This is a genomic window from Streptomyces wedmorensis, from assembly GCF_000716445.1.
In the GTDB taxonomy this organism is placed as follows: domain Bacteria; phylum Actinomycetota; class Actinomycetes; order Streptomycetales; family Streptomycetaceae; genus Streptomyces; species Streptomyces wedmorensis.
Genome location: NZ_JNWK01000034.1, coordinates 38639 through 51364, shown reverse-complemented (window position 1 = coordinate 51364; position 12726 = coordinate 38639). Strand labels below are relative to the sequence as shown.

Genomic DNA, 12726 nt, shown 5'->3' with positions numbered 1-12726 from the left:
GCGTAAGCCCGGTCCGAGGTGGGTCTCGGGGCCAACAGACCGTCGCACTACGGTCTTTCGGCACTGTCGCCGGGTCTCGTGAACGGTATCACAAACTATTTGAATAGGTCTTTACCCATAAGGTGTGCCAACCGTCACACATGAGTGTGATGGCGCGCGTGTGTGCGCGACACGGGGGCATTCCGTCTGGTAATGGCCGCGAATGCGGCTTTCGTCAACTCGGCGTTCCGGCCTTCCGCCGGTCGGGGAAGCGCGCGCGGTTGCCGATGGCGGTGGCGCCGTTGATCCCCGCGGGCACCGGAATCCGCTCCTCCTCGACCTCCGGGACCTCCACGACGGGCTCGGGCACGGAAATCCGCTTGCGCCGGCGGTAGCGGGGCGGCACGACGGATTCCGCCCAGCGGGGCGCGCGCGGGGAGAACCGCGGCAGCAGGAGCAGCACGAGGCCGATGGCGCTCAGCGCGACGACGCCGAGGACGATCCACATCGAGGTCGAGTGCACCGAGTAGGCCAGCGTCCCGAAGGCGATCAGGGCCGACCAGAAGTACATGATCAGCACCGCCCGGCTGTGCGAGTGCCCGATCTCCAGGAGCCGGTGGTGCAGGTGGCCGCGGTCGGCGGCGAACGGCGACTGGCCCTTCCACGTACGGCGCACGATCGCGAGGATCAGGTCCGCCATCGGGATCGCGATGATCGTCAGCGGCAGCACGAGCGGGATGAAGACGGGCAGGGCGGCGTGCGTGGCCTCGCGGGTCGAGCCCTCGAACAGCTTCAGCACGTCGGGGTCGACCTGCCCGGTGATCGAGATCGCCGAGGCCGCCAGGATCAGGCCGATCAGCATCGAACCCGAGTCGCCCATGAAGATCCGCGCCGGGTGCATGTTGTGCGGCAGGAAGCCCAGGCACATGCCCATGAGGATGGCGGCGAAGAGCGTCGCGGGGGCGGCCGCCTCGATCGTGTAGCCGTACCAGAGGCGGTACGCGTACAGGAAGAAGGCCGCGGCGGCGATGCAGACCATGCCGGCGGCGAGACCGTCGAGGCCGTCGACGAAGTTCACCGCGTTGATGGTGAGGACGACCAGGGCCACCGTGAGGAGCGTGCCCTGCCAGGGGGTGAGGGCGACCGTGCCGATGCCCGGGATCGGCAGCCACAGGATCGTCAGACCCTGCGCGACCATCACGCCGGCGGAGATCATCTGCGCGCCCAGCTTGATCAGCGCGTCCAGCTCGAACTTGTCGTCGAGGACGCCGATCAGCCAGATCAGCGCGGCGCCGGACAGCAGCGCGCGGGGCTCGTTGGACAGCTCGAAGACGCTGCCGAGGTTCTGCAGGTGCGCGGCGACGAGGAGTCCCGCGCACAGCCCGAAGAACATGGCGATGCCACCGAGCCGCGGAGTCGGTTCTCGGTGTACGTCGCGGGCGCGGATCTCCGGCATCGCCCCGGTCGCGATGGCGAACTTCCGCACCGGACCGGTGAGCAGATAGGTCACCGCGGCCGTGACACAGAGCGTCAGCAGGTAATCACGCACGGGCTGCCCCACAGGAATCGCTGGCCATCTCAGCCCCACACCCTAGCCGTGCCGTCCATGTGGTCTGAGACATCGGGGCCACCCGAACGGTTGCGGACGGCCCCCGGTCAGCGTCCATACGGGGGAAATCGGCCGGTCAGCTCACGTACTTCCGCCCGTACCCTGGCCGTCTCCGCGGCGTCATCCCGCAGGGCCACGGTGAACAGCGCGGCGATCCTGGCCATCTCCGGGGCGCCCATCCCCTGCGTGGTGACGGCGGCCGTGCCGAGCCGGATCCCGCGGCCCTCGCCGTAGGGCAGGGCACAGGTGTCGAGCACCATGCCGGCGGCGGCGAGCCGGGCCCGGGCCGTGCGTCCGTCGATGCCGAGCGGGGAGGGGTCGGCGGTGATCAGGTGGGTGTCCGTGCCGCCGGTCGTCAGCGCGAAGCCCTCGGCGGCGAGCGCGGCGGCGAGCACCTTCGCGTGTTCCACCACCTGATGGGCGTACGCGGTGAACGCCGGGGTGGACGCCTCGCCGAAGGCCACCGCCTTCGCCGCGATCGTGTGCATCTGGGCGCCGCCCTGGGTGAACGGGAACACCGCGCGGTCGATCCGCCCCGCCAGCTCCTCCCCGCACAGGATCAGGCCGCCGCGCGGGCCGCGCAGCACCTTGTGGGTGGTCGCGCAGACGACGTCGGCGTACGGGACGGGGCTGGGGGCCGCTCCCCCGGCGACCAGGCCGATCGGGTGCGCCGCGTCGGCGATGAGGTAGGCGCCGACCTCGTCGGCGATCTCGCGGAAGACCTCGTAGTCGAGGTGGCGGGGGTACGAGATCGAGCCGCAGACGATCGCCTTGGGGCGGTGGTGGCGGGCGAGCGCGGCGACCTGCTCGTAGTCGACGAGCCCGGTCTCGGCGTCGACGCCGTACGGCACGAAGTCGAACCAGCGGCCGGAGAAGTTGGCGGGCGAACCGTGCGTGAGGTGCCCGCCGTGGTCGAGCCCCATCGCCAGGACCGTGTCACCGGGCCTCAGGAGGGCCGCGTACGCCGCCAGGACGGCCGAGGAGCCCGAGTGGGCCTGGACGTTCGCGTGGTCGGCTCCGAAGAGCGCGGTGGCCCGTTCCACGGCGATCCGCTCCGCCGCGTCGACGTACTCGCAGCCGCCGTGGTGACGGGCCCCCGGATACCCCTCGGCGTACTTGTTGGCGAGCGGCGACCCCAGCGCCGCCAGCACCGCCGGCGACGTGAAGTTCTCCGCCGCGATCAGCTGCAGACTGTCCGCCTGCCGCCGCACCTCCCCCAGCAGCACGTCGGCGATCTCCGGGTCCTGCCGGCGCAGGACGTCGAGATCCTCATCGGGGGGCGCGGTGACGGACATGGCTGACTCCGGACGGTGCAGGGGTGTCAGCACCAATGTAGGCACCCCCACCCCGCCCCGCCCGTCGAAGCCCGCGCCCTCAGCGCTTCGCCGAGACTCCGGTGAGGGCCGTGACGACCGGGTCGAGGGCCTGGTTGATCTCGTCGCCGATGGAGCGGAAGAAGGTGATGGGGGCGCCGTAGGGGTCGTTGACCTCGTCGGCGTCGACGGAGGGGGCCAGGAGCCACCCGCGTAGAGCCGCGGCGGCGCGGACCAGGGCCCTGGCGCGTTCGACCATGCCCTCGTCGTGGGCGTCCGGCAGGGTGGCCGGGTCGATGGCGCGGACCAGGCGGGTGAACTCCTTCAGGGTGAAGGTGCGCAGTCCGGCCGAGTGGCCCATGGAGATGACCTGGGCCCGGTGGTCGCGGGTCGCCGTGAGGACGAGGTCGGCGCGGATGACGTGCTCGTCGAGGAGCTCGCGTCCCACGAAGCCGCTGTAGTCGGCGCCGAAGTCGGCGAGGACCAGCTCGGCGTTGGCCTCCATGGGGGCGCCCTCGTGGCCCCAGGTGCCGGCGCTCTCCACTATCAGGCCGCCGCCGAGGGGATCGCCGAGGCGGTCGCTCAGGGCGTGGCGGGTCAGCCGCTCGGTGATCGGCGAGCGGCAGACGTTGCCGGTGCTGACGTGGAGGATGCGGAAGGTGCTGCTGTCGTCGAACCCCGCTATGCCACGCCCCTCAGGGGCGGTCAACTGGCCACCTCGAGGTCGGGTACGACCTTCCGGAGCTCCTCCGGGGACAGTGCGCCCTCGCGCAGCAGCACCGGCACCTTGCCCGTGACGTCGACGATGGACGAGGGGACGATGCCGGGCGTCTTGCCGCCGTCGAGGTAGACGGAGACGGAGTCGCCGAGCATCTGCTGGGCCGCGTCGCAGTCCTCGGGGGACGGGTGGCCGGTGAGGTTGGCCGAGGAGACGGCCATGGGGCCGACCTCGGTGAGCAGCTCGATGGCGACCGGGTGCAGCGGCATGCGGATGGCGACGGTCCCGCGGGTGTCGCCGAGGTCCCACTGGAGGGACGGCTGGTGCTTGGCGACGAGGGTGAGCGCGCCCGGCCAGAAGGCGTCGACGAGTTCCCAGGCCTGCTCGGAGAAGTCGGTGACCAGGCCGTGGAGGGTGTTCGGGGAGCCGATGAGCACGGGCGTGGGCATGTTGCGGCCCCGGCCCTTGGCGGCGAGCAGGTCCGCGACGGCCTCGCTGCTGAAGGCGTCCGCCCCGATCCCGTACACGGTGTCGGTGGGCAGCACGACCAGCTCGCCCCGGCGGACGGCGGACGCGGCTTCGCGCAGACCGGTCACGCGGTCGGTCGCCTCGTTGCAGTCGTATCGCCGTGCCATCAGTTCCCGGCCTCCTCGTTCGCGTGCTGCTTGGTCATGGCATTGCCTTGCGGGCGGTCGCGAAGCGCGGCCGGTTGTTCAGGTCCGGGTGGTCGGCGGCGTCGGCCCAGCCGGCCTCTTCGTTGAAGATCCACGGCACCTGCCCGCCCTGGGTGTCCGCGTGCTCGATGACGACGAGGCCACCGGGGCGCAGCAGCCGGTGGGCGGTGCGCTCGATGCCGCGGATGGTGTCGAGGCCGTCCTCGCCGGAGAAGAGGGCCATCTCCGGGTCGTGGTCGCGGGCCTCGGGTGCCACGTACTCCCACTCGGTGAGCGGGATGTACGGCGGGTTGGAGATGACCAGGTCGACCTGGCCGTCCAGGTCCGGGAGGGCGCCGAGCGCGTCGCCCTGGTGGACGGTGACGCGGGAGCCCTCGGCGTTCTTGCGGGTCCAGACGAGGGCGTCGTCGGAGAGCTCGACGGCGTGCACCCGCGAGCGCGGCACCTCCTGGGCCATGGCGAGGGCGATCGCGCCGGAGCCGGTGCACAGGTCGACGATGAGCGGTTCGACGACGTCCATGGCGCGTACGGCGTCTATGGCCCAGCCGACGACCGACTCGGTCTCGGGGCGGGGCACGAAGACGCCGGGGCCCACCTGGAGCTCCAGGTAGCGGAAGAACGCCCGGCCGGTGATGTGCTGGAGCGGTTCGCGGGCCTCGCGGCGGGCGACCGCCTCCCAGTAGCGGGCGTCGAAGTCCGCGTCCTTGACGTTGTGCAGCTCCCCCCGCTTGACGCCGTGCACGAACGCGGCGAGCTCCTCGGCGTCGAAACGCGGTGAGGGAACGCCGGCGTCGGCCAGCCGCTGGGTGGCCTGGGCCACCTCGGCAAGCAGCAGGTTCACGCTGGTCCTCCGTGGTGCGGGGGTGGGGCTTACGGAACTTACGCCGCGGCGAGCTTGGCGGCGGAGTCGGCGTCGACGCAGGCCTGGATCATGGAGTCCAGGTCGCCGTCGAGGACCTGGTCCAGGTTGTACGCCTTGAAACCGACGCGGTGGTCCGAGATCCGGTTCTCCGGGAAGTTGTACGTGCGGATCTTCTCGGACCGGTCGACCGTGCGGACCTGGCTGCGGCGGGCGTCGGCGGCCTTCGACTCGGCCTCCTCCTGGGCGGCGGCGAGCAGCCGCGAGCGCAGGATGCGCATGGCCTGCTCCTTGTTCTGGAGCTGGCTCTTCTCGTTCTGGCAGGAGGCGACGATGCCGGTCGGCAGGTGGGTGATGCGGACGGCGGAGTCGGTGGTGTTGACGGACTGGCCGCCGGGGCCCGACGAACGGTAGACGTCGATGCGCAGGTCGTTGGCGTGCACCTCGACCTCGACCTCCTCGGCCTCGGGCGTGACGAGCACGCCGGCGGCGGAGGTGTGGATGCGGCCGGCGGACTCGGTGGCGGGCACGCGCTGCACGCGGTGCACCCCGCCCTCGTACTTGAGGCGGGCCCACACGCCCTGGCCGGGCTCGGTGGCGCCGTTGCCGCCCTTGGTCTTCACGGCGACCTGGACGTCCTTGTAGCCGCCGAGCTCGGACTCGGTGGCGTCGATGATCTCGGTCTTCCAGCCGACGCGCTCGGCGTACCGGAGGTACATGCGGAGCAGGTCGCCGGCGAAGAGCGCGGACTCGTCGCCACCGGCGCCGGCCTTGATCTCCAGGATGACGTCCTTGTCGTCGCTCGGGTCGCGCGGGACGAGGAGCAGGCGGAGCTTGTCGGTGAGCTCCTCGCGGTCCTTCTCCAGCTGCTTGACCTCGGCGGCGAAGTCCGGGTCGTCGTGGGCGAACTCGCGGGCCGTCTCGATGTCGTCACCGGTCTGCTTCCAGGCCCGGTAGGTGGCGACGATCGGGGTCAGCTCGGCGTAGCGCTTGTTCAGCTTGCGCGCGTTCGCCTGGTCGGCGTGGACCGAGGGGTCCGCGAGCTTCGTCTCCAGGTCGGCGTGCTCGCCGACCAGTTCCTCGACCGCCTCGAACATCGGGGGCTCCTGGTTTTCGTCAGTTCTACGGGACGGCAAAGCGCCGGTCCCGGCCACCCGCGCGGGGCGACCGTGGACCGGCGCAGGGGCTCGCTACTTGGCGGAGCCGGCGGCCTTGCCGAAGCGGGCCTCGAAGCGGGCGACGCGGCCGCCGGTGTCGAGGATCTTCTGCTTGCCCGTGTAGAACGGGTGGCACTCGGAGCAGACCTCGGCACGGATGGTGCCCTCGGTCAGGGTGCTACGGGTGGTGAACGACGCGCCACAGGTGCAGCTGACCTGGGTCTCGACGTACTCGGGGTGGATCTCGCGCTTCAAGGTGTCTCCTAGTTTCGGGAGGGCTCCGGGTCGCCGTCGCGGGTTGCGGCAAGCGTGAACCGGGGCCGACGTACCAGTCTGCCAGGACCGGCCGTATCTCCCAAAACGGGGGTCGGTCCGGAGGTATTCCCGGGTTACTTCACGACCCCGTCGGCCTTGCCGGTGGCGGCGTCCTTCGTCGCCGACGCGGGGATCGGCAGGTCGCCCTTGAGCGCCGTCCAGACCTGCCGGGACTCGGCCTCCAGCGGGACCACGCGGTTGGGGTCCCGGGGGTCGTACTCGACGGGCAGGGTGATCATGTGGACGTTCTGGGCGCCGATGCCGGAGAGGCCCTTGGCGAAGCCCATCAGCTCCTGCACGGAATCGAGTTCGGAGTCCGGGGTGATGGCCTTGGTGGCGGCGTCGGCGAGGTCGAGGAGCTTCGCCGGGTTGGTGAACACCCCGACGTCCTTGACCTGGTCGATGAAGGCCTTCATGAAGGCCTGCTGGAGCTGGATGCGGCCGAGGTCGCTGCCGTCGCCGACGCTCTTGCGGGTGCGGACGAGGCCGAGGGACTGCTCGCCGTCGAGGGTGTGGGTGCCGGGGGCGAGGTCGAGGTGGCTCTTGTCGTCCTTGATGGCCTGCGTGGTGGTGATCTCCACGCCGCCGAGTTCGTCGATGAGCTTCCTGAAGCCGGTGAAGTCGACCTCGATGTAGTGGTCCATGCGGATGCCGGACATCGCCTCGACGGTCTTGACGGCGCAGGCGGGGCCGCCGACCTCGTACGCGGTGTTGAACATGGCCCGCCGCTCGCCGGCGGCGGTGCCGCCCTGGCCGTCGGTGCACGCCGGGCGGTCGACGAGGGTGTCGCGGGGTATGGAGACGACGCTCGCCTTCTTGTGGCCCTCGTAGACGTGGACGACCATCGCGGTGTCGGAGCGGGCGCCGCCCTCGTCCTTGCCGTAGGCGGCGTTGTCGCCGGAGCGGGAGTCGGAGCCGAGGACGAGGATGTCCATGGAGCCGTTGTCGACGTTCTCGGGGCGTTCGGCGCCCAGCTGGGCGCTGATGTCGACGCCCTGGATGTTGCCGTCGAGCTTGAGGTACGCGTAACCGAGACCGGCGCCGCCGAGCACGAGGACCACGGCGGCCCCGGCTATCAGGATCGGCGCCTTGCGGCGCTTGGCGGCCGGCTTGCGGCGTCGGCCGCCGCCGCCGCGTACGCGGCCGCTGTCGTTCGTCTCGGTCATCGTCTCCCCTCGGGCCCTCGCTTCACCTTCTGTGACGGCGCAGCACCCGAAAGGGTTGCACGGCTCCCTGTGAGGTTTCGATGAGCGACGCACCGCGCCCACCGTGCGGGGCACGGTGGGCGCGGTGGTTTACGCAGGTCACGACGGGGTTACGGACGCGGGGCCCGGGTGTCGTCGTGTGACGCAGCTCTCGCGTCAGTCGTTGTTGCTCGCTCCGGGGGTCGTCTTCTGGATCTGGAGCAGGAACTCCCCGTTCGACTTCGTCTGCTTCATCTTGTCGAGCAGCAGCTCGATCGCCTGCTGCTGGTCGAGCGCGTGCAGCACACGACGCAGCTTCCAGGTGACGGCGAGCTCGTCGGCGCCCAGCAGGATCTCCTCCTTGCGGGTGCCGGACGCGTCGACGTCCACCGCCGGGAAGATGCGCTTGTCGGCGAGCTTCCGGTCGAGCTTGAGCTCCATGTTGCCGGTGCCCTTGAACTCCTCGAAGATCACCTCGTCCATCCGCGAGCCGGTGTCGACCAGCGCGGTGGCCAGGATGGTCAGCGAGCCGCCGTCCTCGATGTTGCGCGCCGCACCGAAGAAGCGCTTCGGCGGGTAGAGCGCGGTCGAGTCGACACCACCGGACAGGATGCGGCCGGAGGCAGGCGCCGCGAGGTTGTACGCGCGGCCCAGGCGGGTGATCGAGTCGAGCAGGACGACCACGTCGTGACCCAGCTCCACGAGACGCTTGGCGCGCTCGATGGCCAGCTCGGCGACGGTGGTGTGGTCCTCGGCCGGACGGTCGAAGGTCGAGGAGATGACCTCGCCCTTGACCGACCGCTGCATGTCGGTGACCTCTTCCGGACGCTCGTCGACCAGGACGACCATCAGGTGGCACTCGGGGTTGTTGTGCGTGATCGCGTTCGCGATCGCCTGCATGATCATGGTCTTGCCGGTCTTCGGCGGGGCCACGATCAGACCGCGCTGGCCCTTGCCGATCGGCGACACGAGGTCGATGATCCGCGTGGTCAGCACGCCCGGGTCGGTCTCCAGACGGAGCCGGTCCTGCGGGTAGAGCGGGGTCAGCTTGTTGAACTCCGGGCGGCCGCGGCCGGAGTCGGCGGCCATGCCGTTCGCGGAGTCCAGGCGGACCAGCGCGTTGAACTTCTCGCGGCGCTCGCCCTCCTTCGGCTGCCGCACGGCGCCGGTGACGTGGTCGCCCTTGCGCAGGCCGTTCTTGCGGACCTGGGCGAGGGAGACGTACACGTCGTTCGGGCCGGGCAGGTAGCCGGAGGTCCGGATGAACGCGTAGTTGTCGAGGATGTCGAGGATGCCCGCGACGGGGATCAGGACGTCGTCGTCCGCGACCTGCGGCTCGCCGGCCTGGAAGTCGTCACGGCCACGACGGCCACGACGGTCGCGGTAGCGGCCCCGACGCCCGCGGCGACCGCCGGCCTCGTCGTCGTAGTCGTCCTGCGGACCGGCCTGCTGGCCGCCCTGCTGGCCCTGGCCCTGGACCTGCTGGCCCTGACCCTGGCCCTGGCCCTGGCCCTGGCCGCCCTGACGCTGGCGCTGGCCGCCCTGGCCACCGCCCTGCTGGTCGTCGCCCTTGGCGCGGTCGCGCTGACGGTCGCGGCGGTCGCGGCGGTCGCCGCGCTCCCCGCGGTCACGACGACCGCGGCCCTCGGCGCCGTCCACGGCGGCCTCGGACTGCGTGTCGGTCTTGGTCTCGGTGCGGACCTCGGTCTTGACGACCTGGGCTGCCTCGGCCTTGGCCTCGCCCTCCGGCGAACCGGCGGGGGCGGTGGCACGGCGACGGCGGCGCTCACCGGCCGGCTGGTCCTCGGAGGCCGGCTGCCCCGGAATGTCGATCTGCTGCTGGGCGACGGCCTTCTCGGCCTTCTCCGCCTTGGGCTCGACGGCCTCGGCGGCGGCCTCGACCGTGCGGGCCTTGGAGGTGGCACGGCGCTTCGGCTTGGTCTCGGCGGCGTCCGCGGCCTTGGCGGGGGCGGCGGAGCCTCCGCCTGCCTGCGCCTCCTTGATGACCTCGATCAGCTGGCTCTTGCGCATCCGCGCGGTGCCCCTGATGCCGAGGCCGGACGCGACCTGCTGCAGCTCGGCCAGGACCATGCCGTCGAGGCCGGTGCCGGAGCGGCGGCGCCGTGCGGTGCCGCCGGTGGCAGCACCTGCGGCGGGCGCGGCGGTGTCGACACTGTTGTCGGCAGTCACGCCCATCAGATCGGTGGTGTCGCTCACGAAGGGTCCTTCCCTGGAGCGGACGTCGGCCATCTGGCTCGGCGACCGGTTGTGCTGTCCGGCAGCGGTCCCGTGTTGGGTGGACCGTGTCCGGGGCGGTGGTCCCGCCGGGTACGGCGGAGAGAAAACGTGCTGGGGTCCGGCCCGAGCGCCCCCTGCTCGGCCCTCACTGCGGAAGAGCGAGGGGTGTCGTGCCGGTTCCGGAGCGTGCTCGAAACTGCTCAGGCAGTTGGGGAGGCTCCCGGAAGAATCGGTGGTCCCTGATGGGGACACTCAGCACCGCGCCACAAAGGCGCCGGGTGCTGACTTGAGGTTAACACTACCGGCTCCGACAAACATTCCCCCTCTCCCTCACCGGCAATCTCGTGTCCGGAGCACTGCGGGGGGGCGCTGCCCGGCGCCCCCCGCCGCGCCTAGGGCGCCAGCGGCAGTACGACCGCTCCGGACGCGTCGAGGTCGAGCCGGTTCGCGGCCCAGCCCTCGCCCGCCAGTCGGGCGACCTTGTCGGCTGTCCCGTGCTCGGCCAGCGCGAGGACCGTGGGGCCCGCGCCGGAGATGACCGCGGGGACGCCGTCCGCCCGCAGCCGGTTCACCAGGGCGATGCTCTCCGGCATCGCGGGAGCCCGGTACTCCTGGTGCAGCCGGTCCTCGGTGGCCGAGAGCAGCAGCTCGGGGCGGCGGGTCAGGGCCTCGACGAGGAGGGCGGCGCGCCCGGCGTTGGCCGCGGCGTCCACGTGCGGGACGGTGCGCGGCAGGAGTCCGCGGGCGGTCTCGGTGAGTACGGGCTTTCCGGGGACGAAAACCACCGGAACGATGGAATCCGAGGGATCCATCCTGATCGCCCGCGCGGCACCGGACTCGGTCCAGGCGAGCGTGAATCCGCCGAGCAGACAGGCGGCGACGTTGTCGGGGTGCCCCTCGATCTCGGTGGCCAGCTCCAGGAGGGCGGCCTCGTCGAGCCTGGCGTCCCCGCCTATGGTCACGGCGCGGGCGGCGACGATGCCGGCGCAGATCGCCGCGGAGGAGGAGCCGAGGCCGCGGCCGTGCGGGATGCGGTTGGCGCAGACGACCTCGAGGCCGCGCGGCTGTCCGCCGAGCAGGTCGAAGGCCGTGCGCAGGGAGCGTACGAGCAGGTGGCTCTCGTCGCGCGGGAGCGTGTCGGCGCCCTCGCCGGCGATGTCGACGTGCAGCCCGGAGTCGGCGACCCGGACGACGACGTCGTCGTACAGACCCAGCGACAGGCCGAAGGCATCGAAGCCCGGGCCGAGGTTGGCGCTGGTGGCGGGGACGCGCACCCGTACGGCGGCGGCGCGGAACGCTGGACCGGCCATCGCTCGATGACTCTCCTTGGTTGCGGCAACAGGCATTTCGAACAGCAGGGGCTTCGCACAACGAGTACGGCAGGCGAAGTACTCGGAGACCCGGGGGCCGTTTCGGCCACGGAGGCGACAACGGCAACGACACCGCGCATATGCGGCGGGGCGGGTTCGGTACAGCCTATCGAAGGAAGGTTCTGTGGCGACATAGGGCGCACAGGAGGCGCACGATGCGTGTCGCGAGCCAACCTGTGCGCCTATGTACGTTCCTGATCGGGTATCGATCAGGGCTTTCCCCGCGCAGGGGGGTGAGATCAGGCCAGACCGAGGCGCTCGGCGGCGGCCACGGCGTCGACCGGGACGGTGACCGGCTGCGGTGCGCCGGCGACGGCCCAGTCGGGGTCCTTCAGGCCGTTTCCGGTGACGGTGCAGACGATCCGCTGGCCGGGGTCGACCTTGCCCTGCGCGGCGGCCTTCAGCAGACCGGCGACCGACGCGGCCGAGGCGGGCTCGACAAAGACGCCCTCCTGAGCGGCCAACAGGCGGTACGCCTGCAGGATCTCACGGTCCGTCACCTCGTCAATGAAGCCGCCCGACTCGTCGCGCGCGGCGATCGCGTAGTCCCACGAGGCCGGGTTGCCGATGCGGATCGCGGTGGCGATCGTCGACGGGTCCTTGACGACCTCGCCGCGCACGAGCGGCGCGGAACCGGAGGCCTGGAAGCCCCACATGCGCGGCCGGTGCGTCGCGAGGCCGTCCTCGGCGTACTCGCGGTACCCCTTCCAGTACGCCGTGATGTTGCCGGCGTTGCCCACGGGGAGCACATGGATGTCGGGGGCGTCGCCGAGCATGTCGACGATCTCGAACGCGGCGGTCTTCTGGCCCTCGATGCGGACCGGGTTGACCGAATTGACCAGCGCCACCGGGTAGTTCTCGGAGAGGCTGCGGGCCAGCGTCAGACAGTCGTCGAAGTTGCCGTCGACCTGGAGGATCTTCGCGCCGTGCACGAGGGCCTGGCCCATCTTGCCGAGCGCGATCTTGCCCTGGGGCACGAGGACGGCCGACACCATGCCGGCGCGCACCGCGTAGGCCGCGGCCGAGGCGGAGGTGTTGCCGGTGGAGGCGCAGATGACGGCCCGCGCCCCCTCCTCCTTGGCCTTGGAGATGGCCATGGTCATGCCCCGGTCCTTGAAGGAGCCGGTGGGGTTGGCGCCCTCGACCTTGAGGTGCACCTCGCAGCCCGTGCGCTCGGAGAGCACCTGGGCGGGGACGAGCGGCGTGCCGCCCTCACGGAGCGTGACGACCGGCGTCGTGTCCGTGACCGGAAGGCGGTCCCGGTACTCCTCGATGATGCCGCGCCACTGGTGGGTGCCCTTGTGGGTCAT

Annotated in this window: 11 protein-coding genes; all 11 read right to left on the bottom strand. The window is 71.2% G+C overall.

Going from position 1 to position 12726, the window contains the following annotated elements; all coding sequences use genetic code 11:
- Positions 1–214: 214 nt before the first annotated feature.
- The 11 genes from OO54_RS25045 to thrC all read right to left on the bottom strand — a co-directional run bounded on the left by OO54_RS25045 (position 215) and on the right by thrC (position 12726).
- Positions 215–1528: an MraY family glycosyltransferase gene (locus tag OO54_RS25045; protein WP_033206784.1), complete on the bottom strand. Its 1314-nt coding sequence runs from the start codon at positions 1526–1528 to the stop codon at positions 215–217.
- A 107-nt stretch (positions 1529–1635) separates the two neighbouring features.
- Positions 1636–2883 (bottom strand): serine hydroxymethyltransferase, encoded by a 1248-nt coding sequence (locus OO54_RS25040; RefSeq protein WP_033206782.1) that lies wholly within the window; start codon positions 2881–2883, stop codon positions 1636–1638.
- Between the two features lie 79 nt (positions 2884–2962).
- A complete protein-coding gene (locus tag OO54_RS25035) occupies positions 2963–3610 on the bottom strand; it encodes an arsenate reductase/protein-tyrosine-phosphatase family protein (RefSeq protein ID WP_017236140.1) in 648 nt (215 codons plus the stop codon).
- A complete protein-coding gene (locus OO54_RS25030; RefSeq protein WP_017236141.1) occupies positions 3607–4254 on the bottom strand; it encodes an L-threonylcarbamoyladenylate synthase in 648 nt (215 codons plus the stop codon). The genes OO54_RS25035 and OO54_RS25030 overlap by 4 nt, the downstream gene beginning before the upstream one ends.
- A 34-nt stretch (positions 4255–4288) precedes the next feature.
- A complete protein-coding gene (prmC, locus tag OO54_RS25025; RefSeq protein ID WP_017236142.1) occupies positions 4289–5134 on the bottom strand; it encodes a peptide chain release factor N(5)-glutamine methyltransferase in 846 nt (281 codons plus the stop codon).
- 38 nt (positions 5135–5172) lie between these two features.
- Positions 5173–6249: a peptide chain release factor 1 gene (prfA, locus tag OO54_RS25020; RefSeq protein WP_033206779.1), complete on the bottom strand. Its 1077-nt coding sequence runs from the start codon at positions 6247–6249 to the stop codon at positions 5173–5175.
- Positions 6250–6342: 93 nt separating this feature from the next.
- Positions 6343–6564: a 50S ribosomal protein L31 gene (gene rpmE, locus OO54_RS25015; protein ID WP_015036196.1), complete on the bottom strand. Its 222-nt coding sequence runs from the start codon at positions 6562–6564 to the stop codon at positions 6343–6345.
- A gap of 134 nt (positions 6565–6698) precedes the next feature.
- Entirely contained in the window at positions 6699–7790 is a 1092-nt protein-coding gene (locus OO54_RS25010; RefSeq protein ID WP_033206777.1) for an LCP family protein, read from the bottom strand.
- A gap of 195 nt (positions 7791–7985) precedes the next feature.
- A complete protein-coding gene (gene rho / locus OO54_RS25005; protein ID WP_033206848.1) occupies positions 7986–10025 on the bottom strand; it encodes a transcription termination factor Rho in 2040 nt (679 codons plus the stop codon).
- Between the two features lie 413 nt (positions 10026–10438).
- A complete protein-coding gene (gene thrB / locus OO54_RS25000) occupies positions 10439–11356 on the bottom strand; it encodes a homoserine kinase (RefSeq protein WP_033206775.1) in 918 nt (305 codons plus the stop codon).
- A 299-nt stretch (positions 11357–11655) separates the two neighbouring features.
- The gene (gene thrC, locus OO54_RS24995; RefSeq protein ID WP_033206772.1) at positions 11656–12726 is read right to left on the bottom strand and encodes a threonine synthase; all 1071 of its coding nucleotides are present in this window, start codon (positions 12724–12726) and stop codon (positions 11656–11658) included.